The 15,640-nt window shown below is 50.1% G+C and carries 13 protein-coding genes; 7 read left to right on the forward strand and 6 right to left on the reverse strand.

What is annotated here, in order from left to right; all coding sequences use genetic code 11:
• Positions 1 to 59: 59 nt before the first annotated feature.
• Positions 60 to 542: an SRPBCC family protein gene (locus tag ACO0KV_RS11370; RefSeq protein ID WP_423042645.1), complete on the forward strand. Its 483-nt coding sequence runs from the start codon at positions 60 to 62 to the stop codon at positions 540 to 542.
• 23 nt (positions 543 to 565) lie between these two features.
• On the opposite strand, the gene ACO0KV_RS11375 is transcribed toward ACO0KV_RS11370, so the two are convergent.
• The 5 genes from ACO0KV_RS11375 to ACO0KV_RS11395 are packed head-to-tail and all read right to left on the reverse strand — an operon-like array spanning position 566 to position 5,093.
• On the reverse strand, positions 566 to 1,063 hold the full coding sequence (locus tag ACO0KV_RS11375) for a cytochrome b/b6 domain-containing protein (protein ID WP_423042646.1): 498 nt from the start codon (positions 1,061 to 1,063) through the stop codon (positions 566 to 568).
• A 30-nt stretch (positions 1,064 to 1,093) separates the two neighbouring features.
• Positions 1,094 to 1,918 (reverse strand): FAD:protein FMN transferase, encoded by an 825-nt coding sequence (locus tag ACO0KV_RS11380; protein WP_423042647.1) that lies wholly within the window; start codon positions 1,916 to 1,918, stop codon positions 1,094 to 1,096.
• Positions 1,915 to 2,451, reverse strand: coding sequence for an FMN-binding protein (locus tag ACO0KV_RS11385; protein ID WP_423042648.1), 537 nt, complete (start codon positions 2,449 to 2,451; stop codon positions 1,915 to 1,917). The genes ACO0KV_RS11380 and ACO0KV_RS11385 overlap by 4 nt, the downstream gene beginning before the upstream one ends.
• An 8-nt stretch (positions 2,452 to 2,459) precedes the next feature.
• A complete protein-coding gene (locus ACO0KV_RS11390; RefSeq protein WP_423042649.1) occupies positions 2,460 to 3,812 on the reverse strand; it encodes a hypothetical protein in 1,353 nt (450 codons plus the stop codon).
• Positions 3,813 to 3,842: 30 nt separating this feature from the next.
• A complete protein-coding gene (locus ACO0KV_RS11395) occupies positions 3,843 to 5,093 on the reverse strand; it encodes a cytochrome-c peroxidase (RefSeq protein ID WP_423042650.1) in 1,251 nt (416 codons plus the stop codon).
• 336 nt (positions 5,094 to 5,429) lie between these two features.
• Here ACO0KV_RS11395 and ACO0KV_RS11400 point away from each other — a divergent pair, with 336 nt between their 5' ends.
• The 6 genes from ACO0KV_RS11400 to ACO0KV_RS11425 all read left to right on the forward strand — a co-directional run bounded on the left by ACO0KV_RS11400 (position 5,430) and on the right by ACO0KV_RS11425 (position 12,660).
• Entirely contained in the window at positions 5,430 to 6,518 is a 1,089-nt protein-coding gene (locus ACO0KV_RS11400) for a hypothetical protein (RefSeq protein ID WP_423042652.1), read from the forward strand.
• A 238-nt stretch (positions 6,519 to 6,756) separates the two neighbouring features.
• A complete protein-coding gene (locus ACO0KV_RS11405) occupies positions 6,757 to 8,859 on the forward strand; it encodes a S46 family peptidase (RefSeq protein ID WP_423042694.1) in 2,103 nt (700 codons plus the stop codon).
• A 158-nt stretch (positions 8,860 to 9,017) separates the two neighbouring features.
• Complete coding sequence (locus ACO0KV_RS11410) at positions 9,018 to 9,641, forward strand: paraquat-inducible protein A (RefSeq protein ID WP_423042653.1); 624 nt, start codon at positions 9,018 to 9,020, stop codon at positions 9,639 to 9,641.
• On the forward strand, positions 9,628 to 10,323 hold the full coding sequence (locus ACO0KV_RS11415) for a paraquat-inducible protein A (protein ID WP_423042654.1): 696 nt from the start codon (positions 9,628 to 9,630) through the stop codon (positions 10,321 to 10,323). Before ACO0KV_RS11410 ends, ACO0KV_RS11415 begins: the two co-directional genes overlap by 14 nt.
• Positions 10,316 to 12,025, forward strand: a complete 1,710-nt coding sequence (locus ACO0KV_RS11420; RefSeq protein WP_423042655.1) for an intermembrane transport protein PqiB — start codon at positions 10,316 to 10,318, stop codon at positions 12,023 to 12,025. The genes ACO0KV_RS11415 and ACO0KV_RS11420 overlap by 8 nt, the downstream gene beginning before the upstream one ends.
• The gene (locus tag ACO0KV_RS11425; RefSeq protein WP_423042656.1) at positions 12,022 to 12,660 is read left to right on the forward strand and encodes a PqiC family protein; all 639 of its coding nucleotides are present in this window, start codon (positions 12,022 to 12,024) and stop codon (positions 12,658 to 12,660) included. Before ACO0KV_RS11420 ends, ACO0KV_RS11425 begins: the two co-directional genes overlap by 4 nt.
• Positions 12,661 to 12,675: 15 nt before the next feature.
• On the opposite strand, the gene ACO0KV_RS11430 is transcribed toward ACO0KV_RS11425, so the two are convergent.
• Complete coding sequence (locus ACO0KV_RS11430) at positions 12,676 to 15,501, reverse strand: EAL domain-containing protein (protein ID WP_423042657.1); 2,826 nt, start codon at positions 15,499 to 15,501, stop codon at positions 12,676 to 12,678.
• Positions 15,502 to 15,640: the final 139 nt, after the last annotated feature.

Genomic DNA, 15,640 nt, shown 5'->3' on the forward strand with positions numbered 1-15,640 from the left:
TTGCCAACAAGAGTAAACTATGACCACCGCTATTGCAGAAACGAATTGAAAGCTCGACCATGAAATTTGAACATTTAATTGAAATTAACGACGTCCTCAACCCGATCGCCGATTTCCTGACCCGCGAGCAGCTGTGGCGAGGCTTGGTGCTGCGCGCTGACAGCCCCAAGCTATTTGTGCCGCACCTAGACGAGACGAGCATTATCGACCGCACAGAAGCGAGCATGACCCGTACTTTGCGTTATGGCAATTTGTCCGTGACGGATACGGTCAATTTTGTGCATTTGGAGCATGTTCACTACGATGTGCCAGCACAAGGAGAAATCCCGCCATCGTCATTGCGCATGATCATCGAAGAACCGGCACACGAGCATTTATTCGTGCGTTTTATCTACGAAAACAGCGCCAGCGTTGAACAGGATGAGCAAGAAAAAATGTACAACGAATACCGTCGTTCCGCGTATCTGGAAGCAGATATCGATACTGTCAGAAAAATTCGCGAATTGGCTCAAGCCGGACGTCTGGATGCCGCGTTGAACTAAAGCGTCCGTTCAACATTCACAAGCTAAGCGCGTACCTGCCTCGCTGCTAATCTACCTAGATAAACATGCAGGTACAGCAAAGCGGGTAAAGCACATCCAACGATCCAGTGCGCGGCTGACCACCAAGGCCGCGCCGTCTCACTGGCAACATAGTATAAGCAATAGCCCGTCAATGCTAACCACGCAAGACTGACGATCATGCTCCAGCCACTGTTACGGTTGCGCCCCGCTTGATGCGCCCGCCGCATGTGCTGCAACAGCAGACTACCAATCAACAACGCCGCAGGCACAATCAACGCACCATGAAATTGCATAGACCAATGCTCGAGCGGGTGGATGGTCTCACCAAATTCGCTGGCAACACGTAAGGCATAACGAGCAATTATCCATGCCAATCCACTGAAAAACAAAGCGACGGTGATGGCGTAAATACTCAGCCTGTGCCATTTTTCTAGTTTGAACTGAAGCCGCGCGGCGCCTGGTAATGGTGGATGGCGCAGACGATGTTTCTGGGTACGCATAAGCTGGTAAATAAGCTGGAACTGATGATGTTAAACAATAAAAGCCCGAGCTTTATAGGCATCAAGGCTAGGATGACGAGAATCCTGCGTCACAGCGACGAGTTTCGTCAGACCGTCCGCCAGCATACAGCATGATGCAATGACCGAGTAGCTTTTCATACTGTCTAACGATGTACCGGTTCGACCATCAAATAGGGCACTGTGCCAGACACCTTGTACTTTTTTACGAGAGAAATACATGGCGGATGTCGCAAGTGCCTGATTTTGCAGCTCGAATGTATGGGCAATATGAGTTGGCTGTTGCGGATCACGTATCGCGATTTCATGCAGCCCAAGTACCCGTAAATCGCCGCCCGCGTTGACGCAAGCGTGTTGTACGCCAACGGTTTGCAAAGCGGCAATGGCCTGATCAACCGCATAGCCTTTGGCGATGCCGCCAACGTCTAGCCAATCGTCGCGCAATTTCTTTACCTGCCCTTGAGCAAGCAATGCGTAGGCTTGCTGCCCTGTCTCGTAGGGAGGAATAGCGACAGCATTCGTTCCAGGTAAAAAGTGGCAAGCCGCCAGACGGCTGCCAATCCGGATATCAACAATGCCATTCGTTTGTTGATTGAGCTCCTGCGCTGCGGCAAGTACGCTGATCGTGTGTGGATTCATGCGCAACGTCGCCCCCGGCACAGCACGATTAAAGCATGCTATGTCGCTGGTGACAGAATGAAAACTCATGACTTCGTGGATCTCACGAATCACCGCAAACGCTGCCTGAAAAGCGGCCTGTAGCGAGGGTTCTGGCAATGCATCCAGAATACTGATATCGACCAGCGTTCCTAACCACGGCTGCGCCCGACGCCTCATTTTTTCAGGGTCACCTGTGCAATGGCTGCGATCCGGCGGACGCCATCGGTGACGTGGGTACACGATAAGGTAGCACCGCTGATGTTGGCAATGCCTTCGCCGACCATCAAACCCGCATTGGCCGTTTTACCGACAAACTGCCGCCGCCAGTTAGCATTGCGGATTTCAAACCCATGGCTTTCGCGATAGGTCAGAATCTCCACTTGCTTCACAGTGGCATCCGGCAACAGGCCGACGGCATACGAAATCAACTCAAACTTGCCAATCACATCATCTAAGACCATATAACCGAGCAAGGCATTGTCTTTGTATGCGGCAATCGTCCGCCAAGCAACTGAGCGCGCCGGCAGGCCGGCGATTTTTTCAACCTGTTTCATTTGCTCTACATTGAGCTGTAGCGGCAGCGGCGCAAAGTGGTTTGCGTCAGGAAAAATACTTTGTTGCGCTTGCTCCACTGTCAGGTACTGCGTTGCAAATGCACTACTGCTGATGGTCATCAGTGCAGTCAAAGAAAGTGGAGCGAGTGGTTTCATGGAAATGATCAGAATGCGTAGCCAACACCCAGATTATAACGATCAAGGCTGCTATCCTGCTGGAACTTCTGGTAATCCGCTTTCAAGACGACACCTTCGCCGATACGGAAATTCGCGCCAAACGTGCTAACCTTTTGATCGACCGCTGGTGTCAAGCCCAAACCTTGCGGCATGTCTGTATACGATTGTGCGGTGTTGAAGCGCTCATAACGTACGAATGGCGTGAGGCTATAACGATCTGTTTTCCAGACCTGATACGCACTTTGTACATACCAACCATAGAACGACGATGGCACCGGAGTAATTTGTCCTACTAAGGTCTGATTCAATGCTGTCACGCCGGTCATCGTGCCGCGGGTGTACAGCGCACTCAGATCCAGCTTACCCAGGTTATAGCGAGCATGCATATCCCATAAGGTGACGCGACTGTCGTTGGCGACGCCATCGGTGGTTCCATGTCCAGCTTTGCCAGTAAATACGGAAGCGCCCACCAACAAACCAGGCACACCGCGCCAGTTGACAGCCGCGTGCATACTCAGATCGCGCGATTTAGCAAGTTGGCCTTCCTGATGAATGCTGCCCAAGGGGGATTGGCTGCCATCGGTACTGGTCCCATCCCATTTGTTGATATCAAAACCAGTTGTCAGACCGAGATCCCAAGTCAGGCCGTTGTCATGGGTACCCGTGAGACCAAAGCCTGCCTCGCGCCAAGTACTCGGAATAATCGCCGTTTCAACAAAATTACGATGTACACCGTAATATGCCGTTGGTTCGTGGTTGCTGTTGAGCAAACCAACGGGCATCAAAAATAAACCGGCTTTGGCGCTGAGACCTTCGCGAATTTCATGTTCTACGTAGAGTTGCTCGACTTCGCTTTCACCTTGGTCATCTTTAGAAGTGACTGCGTGCTCCCATTCAAACTCGGCCACCATTTTGGTTTTTTCATCAAAGCGATGTGTCAGACCGATGACAGCCCGTGCAACGTCAGTCTGCGCCTGATTGTTGGCCTGACGTGGTCGGGTGTAGTTGATTTCACCATAGCTGCTAATCACCGTTTGTGGGCCGGACACCGAGCCCGTTTGTGCCATAGCAACAGCGCTAGCACTCGCATCCGATTTGGCCGCAGCGGTAGAGATCGCTGCCGTATTTTCAGCAACTGTGGTGCTTAGTTGTTGCTGTGTTTTGGCGACATTCTCTGTCTTTTGTTTGTTCGCTGCCAGTTCCGCCTTCATTGCTTCTAATTCAGCGGCGAGTTTTTCGATTCGTTGTAGCAAAGCGGCTTCATCGGCGTGAGCCGGTGTCGTAAAGGCAGCTGCAATCATTGCAGTACAAAGGCTCAGGACGAGGACATTTTTTTTCATGATTTTTTCTCAATGTTAGATTATTTTCGCTTAAGGCTTATAGCCGTCAGTCAACGTCGATAAGAAACTGACGACATCGTTGACCTCATTCGCCGTCAACGCTGCAGCCATTCCCGGCTGGCGGTTGTAGGGCACTTCTTTGACATTGACGTTGCTGGCAAAAGCCGCAGGTAAGTCATTAAATTTCAATACACTGCCGTCGACAGCAAGTGGAAACCATTCTTCTGGATTGGTATCGCGGCGCACGTAAAAACTCACCACATCGCGTAAATTATTGAATTTACCGTTATGAAAAAAGACTTTACGGGTTGCCACGTTGCGCAGCGTCGGCACCTTAAACGCCCCGCAAAATTCTGTACGTTTAGCCAGGTCAGCACGATCAGGTCCACAGACGCCCATATCAAAAATGTCTGCGTTAGCTGTCGCCGGGATCAATGTATTACGGGGGACACCCAGGTTGTCGAAAGTAAAATCGGTGAACAACGGTGCAGAACCGTCTTTGCCTTTGGTGCTGATATGGCAGGCGATGCAGTTGCCTTTGGTCGGGTTATTGAACAACGCTAAACCACGCAATTCACTATCGGAGAGAGTGGCCTTGCCAGCGAGGAAGCGATCATATTTAGAATCGTAGGGATGAAACTCCGTATCTTCTAATTGGTACTGCTGTAAGGCAAACAAGGCGCGCTCAAAAGCGGTATCGGTGTTTGAGAAAATATTTGCACCGAACGCTTGTTTGAATTCATTGACATAGCTTGCCTTTTGCAACTTAGCAACGACATCCGCGCGACCATTGTTTGCCATCTCATGCGCCGCCATGAACGGGGTTTCCGCCTGAACCGCAAGGTTAGGGGCTTTACCATCGCGCGTAAAACCACCAACCGGCTTACCATCGTCACCAAAGGCAAATGCGGGGGTTTTGTCCAGATAGCGCAATGAAGGAACGGCACGGGTTCCGGGCACATCGAGATTTGCGCCACCCAGTTGAACACTGAGCGTATTGGTCTGCGCATGTGCATTGGCCGGATCGTGACAGGTCGCACAGGACATTTTCCCAGACGCTGACAGTGTCACGTCTGCAAAAATCTTTTGCCCCACTTGAGCGGCTGCACTCATTCCGGTGTCCACACCCGTCGCAGAACCTGCGTTGGAGGATGCGCCACTCCCCCCGCATGCACTGAGCAAACTAACGGAGGCGGCCATCGCCACGCGGGTCAAAAATTGGCGATGAAATTGTGGATGGGTTACTCTGCGATTAGCAGTAGCGAATCTAAATAGGTTCATAGTTTTAAAAAGAACACAGGATATCTTTTGCCGACACAAAAAATAGACAATAATGCAAATGAGAACGATTCCTATTATAGTTACAATATATTACTTTCGCAATACAAATGAAACACAAATAAGAGGTGAATAAGATACAGCCCTGTTTGATTTAACCAATTTGTATCAGTAACCAACGCCGAGTTCCGCATGCGAGAACGCATCAAATATCTGTTAAGAGACGTTTTCTACCCCTTAACTCTGGGATAATGACGATCAATTTCAGTGCCGAGTTAGCATTAATTCCGTACTCATTGATTACCCATTCACATTCACCCTCACCTTTTAAGGTCCATCATGACGAAACGCGCCGCCAAGCCAGCAGTGACCCTGCCTGCCATTCCTGCACCTGAACCGTTCCAAGCCAAGACCTTGAAACGTAAACAGTTCGCCAGCACAGGTGACGTCCACATCCAAGGCGATGTGACAATCACGACGCAGTTGATTGTTGGCGGTGATTTACTGATCGATGGCGACTTGATTGCTGAAGAAGTGTTTTGCCTTGGCAAACTGACCGTCACTGGCGATATTCAGGTGCAATCTCTGTATATCGGCCACACGCTTGACGTCGGTGGCAATATCGACGTTGAATTCCTGGTAAAAACCGGCTGCAGCGCCGATTGGATGGTGCGCGTGCTGGAGATTGATCAGCGTAAGCCGGCAAAAGATGGCAGCAGTTTTATTGATGCCTTAGTGCATCCGGCGATTCTGGCGCGTCAGGCTCATAACGATGTGTTTGGTGGCTTTGGTGATATCCAAGGACTCGGCTATTTATCTTGTGCCGATCTGGATTGTCATGGCAATCTGCAACTCGATGATGATCTGGAAGCATCTGAAGTGCAGTTTGTCGGTGGTCATCTGGCCGCTAGCGCAATCCATGTGGCAGGTGATTGCAACTGCCAAGGTGAGGTTTTTAGCGAAACCAATATCGAGGTAGAAGGTAGTTTGTTTGCCGGTGAAATCATCAGTCAGGGCAACGTCGCTGCTGGCGCTATCGGTAGCCAAGGCGATATCAGCGCTTGGGGTAGCATTCGCGCCAAAGGCAAAATCAGCAGCTTGTTTGGTGAAATCCACGCGGGTCGCTGGATCGCCAGCGCCGCCAGCGTCTACGCTGCTAAATACATCAAGGCCGGTGAATCCATCGTGGGCGAAAAAGGCATCAGCTGTGGCAAAGACTATGGCATCTTCGCTGGTTCTACCCTACCCCGTTCCGAATGGGCAACGAATGGCATGATTTCTGCTGCTGCCAAACCACGCTTGATTTTGTCGGGTGAGTTTGTCGAAGGCAAAAAACTGCGCCACATCGACAGCTTAGAAAAAAAGCGCAATAAAGAACTGGACTGGGAAATTTCCCGTCGCGTCAAGCGCGAAATGCTGGCCGACTAAACCGCCATTGATCACACCATCAGCATTAACCGTGGGGAGTCACTCCCCACGGTTAATGCTGTACGTTTGCTTTCAAACAACATGGAATAAAGCTTGAACAGAGAGTGCATCACGATCTGTGATAGCAGCATGGCCAGCGATAACCGTTGTACCAGAAAAATAAAATCGAATTTCGGAGCATAGTTTGAAAACCTCCCCACTCTCCCCACTTTTATCCCTGCTCTTGGCAAGCGTTGCCATGACAAATACCGTATCCGCTTTCGCCGACGAAGGCCAATGGCAGCCCTATCAGTTGCCGCACTTAACATCAGAATTAAAACGCATTGGCATCACGCTGCCGGCAGAAAAACTGGCGGATCTGTCAAAACATCCAATGAGTGCGATCTTATCACTTGGCGGTTGTTCTGCTTCCTTTGTGTCAGACACGGGTCTGGTCGTGACCAATCATCATTGCGCATACGGCGCGATTCAGCGTAATTCCAGTGCCGAAAAAAATTACATCAGCGATGGGTTTCTAGCAACATCCATGTCTGAAGAATTGCCAGCGGGTGCGGATTCACGGATGTACATTACGGACAAAGTGGATGACGTGACCGCGCTGGTCATGCAAGGGGTTGCACCAACGATGAGTGGCAAAGAGCGCCATGTGCAAGTCGACAACAAAATTAAAGCCCTGATTGCGGAATGCGAACAGAATAAAGCGTATCGATGCGCTGTGCCCAGCTTTCATCGCGGTCTGGAGTATTACCGGATTCGTCAATTAATGATCCGTGACGTCCGTCTGGTCTATGCACCGTCGGATAAGATTGGTAACTATGGCGGTGAAGTCGATAATTTTGAATGGCCGCGCCACACCGGTGATTTTGCATTTTTACGCGCATATGTCGGCAAAGACGGTCGTCCTGCGGATCCTGCACCAGACAATGTACCGTACAAATCAAAAGATTTTTTGGTGGTTTCTGCACTGGGATTAAAAAATGGCGATCCCATTTTACTTGCCGGTTATCCAGGACGCACCAGTCGCTATAAGCTACCCGAAGAAATCCGTTTTGCGCGTGACATCAGTTATCCAAAACGGGTAACTGAATCACAAGCCGATGTCACAACAATTGCTGCCGCCACCGAAGGCAACGCCGATGCGCAAGTACGCTATGCCAGCGTCGTCAAAGGCATTAATAACGGCTTAAAAAAAACCGAAGGGCTGGTTGATGGCTTTCATCGCAAAGATGTCGCTGCAATTAAAGATGAACAAGACGCGGAGTTCCGTAGCTGGTTTAGTCAGAACAATCCAGACAAAGAATTTTTAAAAGAACTCGATACCGTGATTGCCAGTGATATGGCATTGACGGAAGAAGAATTTGCGTGGTCTGTCGCGAACAATAGCGATCTATTGAAAAGTGCGCGGACGCTCTACAGATTAGCTCTGGAATCGGCTAAACCAGATGCCCAGCGCGAAGCTGGCTATCAACAACGCGATGTGCCGTTTATCGCTGCCCGCCTGACGCGACTCGAGCGATCTTTCATGATCAGTGTTGATCAAGCCCGCTATGCAGCCGCACTGCAACGCTATAGCAAACTCGACGCAAAAACGCATCCGGCAGGTCTGGATGCGTTGCTGCCAACACCCGAAACGGTGGCTAGTTTGTATCAGCAAAGCGAACTGGGTGATACCGCACAACGGCTGGCATGGCTAAACAAAGAGCCCTCGGCATTCCAGCATGCAGATGACGCGTTCATTAAACTGGCGATCCGCTTACATGATATCGGCATCGCGCTAGAAGAGCGTCGTAAAGAAGTCAACGGTAATCTGGAGCGCGTCATTCCGCAGTACATGCAAGCGGTGATTACGTGGAAAAATGCGCAAGGCAAACCAGTCTACGCCGACGCAAACTCAACCTTGCGGGTCACTTACGGCACCGTTGCGCCTTATAGTCCACGCGACGGCGTCATCAAAGGGCCATTCACAACGGTCGAGGGCATTCTGGAAAAGCACACGGGTAAAGCGCCTTTTATCGCACCGGATAATTTACTGGCTGCGATAAAAGAAAAACGGTATGGCGTGTTTAAAGATGCCACCCTGGGTACAGTCCCTGTCAATTTCTTGTCGAGTGCAGATACGACTGGCGGCAATTCCGGCTCACCGGTGCTAAACAAGAATGGCGAACTCGTTGGATTAAATTTCGACTCTACTTACGAATCTATTACTAAAGATTGGTATTACGATAGCGCCATCACCCGAGCAATTCATGTTGATATTCGGTATATGCTGTGGGTCATGAAAGAAGTTGATCATGCAGATAACGTATTAAAAGAATTATCGGTGAAATATCCGACAAAATAAGCAGCAAGGCTATCGCTGCTGATGATCACAAAAACGGCATGTCGCAAGGCATGCCATTTTTTTTGATACATGCATTCTGTAGACAATATGTTTTAATATCAGCGCTGGGTTTTTGCAGCGTTTTGGACCATCTTTACTGAAAATAATGGACCGGTGCGATGTCTGACGTAAAACTCGTGGTGTGCCACGAATGCGATTTGATTTGCCATGAGGTATCGCTCCATGTCGGCGAGGCAGCCTGCTGTCCCCGTTGCCACGCGAGATTGTTTCACCGTAACAGGTCAACGCTCGATCAAACGCTGGCGCTCGCCTTCACAACGGCGATTCTGTTTTTTATCATGAACACGTTTCCGTTGATGTCGCTGCATTTACAACAAAATACCCGCGAAACCAGTCTCTTTGGTGCAGCGCTGGCGATGTGGGACCGGGAAATGCATGTCTTATGCTTACTGGTCATTCTCACTACCATCGTCGCGCCAGCCTTACAGATTGGTATCGAAATCTATATTCTGGCCTACATCAAATGGGGAACACGCATCCAAACCACCAGCCTGCCGATGATGATTCTACAAAAATTGCGTCCCTGGAGCATGGTTGAAGTGTTCATGCTGGGCCTGCTAGTATCTCTGGTGAAACTCAAAGATCTGGCGGATATTATTGTCGGCCCAGCCTTCTGGTCATGTGCTGGCCTGATTGTGGTCTCAGCCATCATGGGCGGTATGCTGACGCCACGGAACGTCTGGATGTGGTCACAAGAAAGAAAGTCCCATGTCAATTGCTAATGAACTTACCGGTAAGGCAAGTACAAGTATCAGTACAAGTACGACGATGCAACGACCGTCGGAAAATCGCCCATTAACAGGCGATGCGACAGGGCTCATCACTTGCCAGATTTGCGAATCACTTTGTCATTTCCAAGTCAACGATGCGCACTGTCAGGTCTGTGACGCCCCACTACGCATACGTAACAACGCAGCTTTTGGCAAAGCTGTAGCTTATCTGATCGCTGCGACTATTTTATACATCCCAGCAAATTTGTTGCCCGTCATGCATACCGAAACGATTTTCGGACCAGAAGATGACACCATCATGAGTGGCGTGGTGTTGCTGTTTGCCTCCGGCTCATGGCCACTGGGTTTATTGGTATTTTTTGCGAGTGTGATGGTGCCGCTGTTAAAACTGTTTTCCATGAGTTTTTTGTTATGGACAAGCTGGCGTCGTAGTAAGTCGCACCCATTACAACGGTCACAACTGTTCCGCATCGTTGAAACCGTGGGCAGGTGGTCGATGTTAGATATTTATGTTGTCACCGTCTTAGTCGCCTTGGTACAGTTTCAAAGCTTGGCCTCCGTCTATCCGGGTGAGGGGGCATTTGCCTTCGCGACCGTGGTGGTATTGACGATGTTATCTGCGTTAAATTTTGATTCTCGTTTAATTTGGGATGCAATAAATACCGATGAATGATCATGTGCCACCCTCCCCTGAGGGACAAAAAATCCCTCCGACGCCTCCTTCCACGCCATTACACAACGTGCGCGATGCACATGATATTGGCATTCCCAATCTGACCGTGCGCTCCCGCAAGCGGCTGCCCTCCGTAGTCTGGATGGTTCCCGTCATTGCGGCACTCATTGGTTTATGGCTGGTGATCCACAGCATCACCAGCCAAGGGCCTGTCATTACGATTACCTTCAAATCTGCAGAAGGCCTAGAAGTTGGTAAAACCAAACTGCGCTACAAAGACGTGGATGTGGGCCAAGTCAAGGCAATTACGCTCTCAACGGATCGCAAAAATGTCCTCGTCACGGCGCAATTAATTAAAAGTGCCGCGGATATTCTCGCTTCAGACACCCGTTTTTTTGTGGTCAGACCACGTATTTCCGGTGGCTCGGTCTCCGGCCTGAGTACACTCTTGTCGGGTGCTTACATTAGTGTCGACGTGGGCGTAGCGACGGACTCGACAGATCAGTTTACCGGCTTAGAAAGTCCGCCCTTAGTGACCCGCGATTCTGTCGGCCATGAATTTGTCTTGCACGGCAAGCAAATCGGCTCGATTAATTATGGCTCGCCAGTGTACTTCCGACATATTAATGCGGGTCATGTAACGCAATACAGCCTCGACAAAGATGGTCAAGGAATCACCTTACGGGTCTTTATCGATGCGCCCTACGACCAATACGTCAATACACAAAGCCGATTCTGGCACGCCAGCGGCGTCGAAATGTCGCTTGATGCCAATGGCGTGAAAGTCGCGACCGAATCACTCAGCGCATTAATTGATGGAGGATTGGCTTTTCAGGATACGGAGGATGCGATACCGGGACAAAAGCCCGCCGACAATGGTACTGCGTTCCCTTTATTTGAAAATCGCGAACAGGCGATGCGCTCGCCAGATACCCGGGTGCGGTCTTTCCTGATGTACTTTAAAGACTCATTGCGGGGCTTATCTAAAGGAGCCCCAGTGGATTTACACGGCATCGTCATTGGTGAAGTAAGATCCATTGGTGTTGATTTCTCCGACAACGGCAATGTACCGCGGTTTCCGGTTGAAATCAGTATCTATCCCGATCGCCTGCGGTCGCAATTACAACATGGTACGCCAGTACCAGACGATGACACTATCCGTAAAGAGCACGCACTGCTCGACCAACTGGTTGCCAAAGGCTTGCGGGCACAATTGCGTTCGGGTAATTTGCTAACAGGCCAGTTATATGTCGCCCTCGATTTTTTTCCGGAGAGTGCGCCAGCAAAAATTAATTGGAATGGGGCGTACCCGGTCTTACCAAGCAACAATGGCGGGCTATCAGAAATCCAGGATACCGTGGGCCGGATCACTAAAAAAATTGATCAAGTCCCGTTTGAGAAGCTGTCTGCTCAATTATTAACGGCGCTGACAACACTCAATAAGACGCTGGAAAGCACCGAAAAACTCAGTAGCCATCTCGATACTGAGGTCACACCGGAATTGACTTCTACCCTGAAAGAAGCCCGCGCCACGCTGACCAGCGCCAATGCGGTCTTGTCTGAAGACGCGCCGGTTCAGCAAGACTTACGCGATGCCCTCAAACAAGTTGCGAAATCCGCCCGTTCGCTAGCTAACCTGACTGACACCTTAGAACGCCACCCTGACGCCCTGGTATTTGGTAAAGAAAAAGTGAAACCATGATGAAAGCAACACCCTTACCGCTCGCTTCTAGATTAATGTTGCTGCTAAGGCTGGTGATATTCGCGTTCGCCTTAAGTGGATGTGCCAGCCCAGTCAAAGAGCATTTTTACCAACTTCGTTTTGCCACAACGGAGACACATACGGAGGCGGTAGCCCGTACCACGCAATATGATGTGATGATCGATTCTGTCATGATCCCTGAGGCCATCAACAGGCCGCAGCTCGTCGTGCAAAAGTCGGCCACCGAAGCGCAAATTTTGGATGAGCAACGCTGGGTCGCGCCTTTAGACGAGCAAATACGGCAAGCGCTGCAAGCAAATTTACAGGCACAGTTACCCAACGCCTGGCTCAGTCAGCACCCACAAGGCCATCCTTCTGCACAGCATTATGTGATCCGCACGGAAGTCCGTGATTTACGGATTACACCGTCACGCGAGGTCAGCATGGATGTAGTGTGGATCATTTATGACGCGAACAGAAACCCGCTCAAGCGGCAGCAGCGCCGCGTAACAGCGGTCTTAAATGATAATAACTACGCCACTATTGCGCCAGCGATCTCAACGTTGTTGCAAGACTTGTCCGACAACATCGCCGTTGATCTCCGTCGCCTAGCTGAGGTACAAGCTACACCGTAGATCTGTACAACGACATTAATGAATCACAACGTCGCGCCACACTGTTGGTGCGGCATATGTACTAGCCCAGGACACGACTTGGTTGGCAGGCATAGGACGAGCAATACCATATCCTTGGGCTAAATCACAGCCCAGGCGCATGAGTGCAACACCGTGGGCAGTCGTTTCCACGCCTTCAGCGATGACTTCTCGCTTAAATGCGCGCGCCAGACCGATGATCGCGCCAATCAAGGCAAGATCATCCTGATCATCGAGCATATCGCGGACAAAACTTTGGTCTATCTTCAAAATATTCGCTGGCAAACGTTTCAAATACGACAAGGATGAATAGCCGGTACCAAAATCGTCGAGCGCAAACCGTACCCCGATTTTCTGCGCGGCCAGCATAAGTTCGTGCACGGACTGGATATCCTGAATGGCGGCTGATTCCAGTACTTCTATTTCCAGACGTTGTGCTGGCAGTTCCGGATACGCCTCAAGAATTTCGCACAACGTATCCAAAAAACCATCACACTGAAAATGCCGGGCAGCGATGTTCACGCTCACAACCCAGTGATGTCCTGCACGCATCCATTCGCGCATATGCTCAAGAGCTCTGCGCATCACCCATTCACCCACCTCAATGATCAAATCACTTTGCTCAATCAACGGCAAAAACTCCATCGGTCCCAGAATGCCCCGCTCTGGATGGTTCCAGCGTAGCAGGGCCTCCATACCAATGACTTGCGCCTCACGCATGTTCACTTTGGGCTGAAAATACAGAACAAGTTCGTTGTTATGTAACGCTTCTCGGATCCGTGCTCGTTGGTTGTGATGCGTTCGCACCTCTTGGTCACGTTGCGCGTCAAACAGGTGATACTTATTGCGACCGCTAATTTTTGCCTGATACATCGCCTGGTCGGCGAAGCGTAACAGCGCATCCGGACTGTGATCGTCGCGAGGATAAATAGCCACGCCGATACTGGCGGACATACTGGTCTGCCGCTGTTCGATCTGATACGGCTGCGCCAGTTCCGCCAATAACAACACCAGATTTTTATCTACTTCGGCCAGATCTGCTTGATTCTGTAATAAAACGACAAACTCGTCGCCGCCCAGACGAGCGACCGGGTTGCCCTCGCCAACGCTACGCTCTAAGCGGCGTGCCACCCGCTGCAACAGCTTGTCAGCAAACTCTTGTCCATATTGCTCGTTGACGGCCTGGAAGTGATCAAGATCGAGCAGACAAACGGCAAGATATTGATTCTGTTCACGCGCAGCATGAATTGCTTTTTGAAAGTGGGTATTGAGTGCACTTCGATTGGCCAGTCCGGTGAGCACGTCATGCCCTGCTTGCCAGGAAATTTGTCGTAATAACTGACGCTGTTCACTCAGGTCTTTAAAAATCAGTACGCAGCCACTGTGCGTACCGTCAGTATGGCGAATCGGTGCCGCAGTGAAATTGATGTCTAGTTGGCGACCATCACGACACCGCAACGCTTGGTTATTCACCTGCATCGTCGTATTTTGCCATTGGATTTTTTGCAAAAAAATCGTCAGCGACGTATGCCAGTCCGGATCTGAAAGCTCAAACACCTGTGTCAGCGGTACGTGGAACGCCTCACTACGATCCCACCCTGTCAATTGTCGCGCAACACGGTTTAACGTCAGTATCCTGCCATGAAGGTCGGTACTAATAACGGCATCACCAATGGAATCGAGCGTCGTTTCTACCCGTTCTTTTTCAGCGATCAGGTCTGCCTGTATTTGCTTACGCTCACTGATATCGACCACCGCGCCAATGGTGCCGGAGAGTTTCCCATCCTTGGTGGTGTACGGCGCTTCATAATAAATAACATCCACATCACGGTTCATCGCGGGGATATTTAGCACCAGTTCTACTTTGTCCAGAAGTTGCTGACTATCTTTGATTTGCAAGTGACTGCTGATCTGCGCCATTAAAGGCAGTAATTCTTGCATCGGACGACCCACTGCTTGCTGCGCGCTGATCCCAAACATCTCTGTCCAGGCGGGATTGACTCCACGGCAATAGTCTTTACGGTCTTTAAAAAAAATCGGAATCGGTAGTGCTGTCAATAACTGCCAGGTAAAGTGCAATTGCTCGCTTTGCTCACTCTGGCTTTTGCGTAAGTTGACAACCAGTTTCTCGATGTCGGCGGCCATACTGTTAAACGTTGAACTCAGCGCCTGCCCTTCTGCAGTGCCGCCACGGCGCATACGTACCGAGTATTCGCCGTGCTGAAACCGATAGTTTGCATCGGCCAGCATTGCTAGCGTGCGCGCGTTGTTGCGCAAAATCAAGGCGAGCAATGTACAGATGCAGGTAAGCAAAAAGCTTGAGAGAATAAGTTGCTGTGAAAGTTTGGTCCAGATCCGGTTTAACGCTGGCGTGGTATTTCCTTCGATTTGTACACGAATACGCTGACCATCTTTTAATGGCATCTCGAGCGTGACACTTTCCGATGCAAGGTGAATGGTCCGCTCAAGCCAGCGTGGTGCATTGACCACCTGAGACAAGCGACGACGCTCAATAGTCTTCGGTGAAGATAACCAGACAATACGCTCAATATCAGGTACATCTTGGATTACCTGCTCGAGTAATCGACCTATACTAGCGACATCCTCTTGGACATTAACTTTAGTCAGATCGCTTTGGAGATAGTGTTGTGCCTGCAATAAAGCACTTTGCTGCAGTTGATGCGCTTCTGCTGTTTCTGCCTGAATAAGTAAGTGATAACGTATTCCAACGACAGCCAATATCAGCAGGAATAATGGAATGAACAAACGTTGGTACAAGCCTTGTTGCAACCAAAACCGCAGGATTTTTCTCAGAGTTTGCACAAATTCGATAACTATTTGAAGTAAAAGTGGATGTAGCTTTTGTCCGACACGTGCAATTTTGCCTACGCTCTCCTGAGTTCTACCTATGATCAAAATCAGGACACAACGAAATGTTACCCCAAGACAACATTTAAGAAAA

The organism is Undibacterium sp. RuRC25W (assembly GCF_049339825.1).
Lineage (GTDB): Bacteria > Pseudomonadota > Gammaproteobacteria > Burkholderiales > Burkholderiaceae_D > Undibacterium.

Coding starts and splice junctions, on each gene's coding strand:
- ACO0KV_RS11405 (WP_423042694.1), top strand. CDS start 6,757: ATGACAAATACCGTATCCGCTTTCGCCGACGAAGGCCAATGGCAGCCC.
- ACO0KV_RS11370 (WP_423042645.1), top strand. CDS start 60: ATGAAATTTGAACATTTAATTGAAATTAACGACGTCCTCAACCCGATC.
- ACO0KV_RS11400 (WP_423042652.1), top strand. CDS start 5,430: ATGACGAAACGCGCCGCCAAGCCAGCAGTGACCCTGCCTGCCATTCCT.
- ACO0KV_RS11390 (WP_423042649.1), bottom strand. CDS start 3,812: ATGAAAAAAAATGTCCTCGTCCTGAGCCTTTGTACTGCAATGATTGCA.
- ACO0KV_RS11415 (WP_423042654.1), top strand. CDS start 9,628: ATGTCAATTGCTAATGAACTTACCGGTAAGGCAAGTACAAGTATCAGT.
- ACO0KV_RS11425 (WP_423042656.1), top strand. CDS start 12,022: ATGATGAAAGCAACACCCTTACCGCTCGCTTCTAGATTAATGTTGCTG.
- ACO0KV_RS11395 (WP_423042650.1), bottom strand. CDS start 5,093: ATGAACCTATTTAGATTCGCTACTGCTAATCGCAGAGTAACCCATCCA.
- ACO0KV_RS11385 (WP_423042648.1), bottom strand. CDS start 2,451: ATGAAACCACTCGCTCCACTTTCTTTGACTGCACTGATGACCATCAGC.
- ACO0KV_RS11380 (WP_423042647.1), bottom strand. CDS start 1,918: ATGAGGCGTCGGGCGCAGCCGTGGTTAGGAACGCTGGTCGATATCAGT.
- ACO0KV_RS11410 (WP_423042653.1), top strand. CDS start 9,018: ATGTCTGACGTAAAACTCGTGGTGTGCCACGAATGCGATTTGATTTGC.
- ACO0KV_RS11420 (WP_423042655.1), top strand. CDS start 10,316: ATGAATGATCATGTGCCACCCTCCCCTGAGGGACAAAAAATCCCTCCG.
- ACO0KV_RS11375 (WP_423042646.1), bottom strand. CDS start 1,063: ATGCGTACCCAGAAACATCGTCTGCGCCATCCACCATTACCAGGCGCC.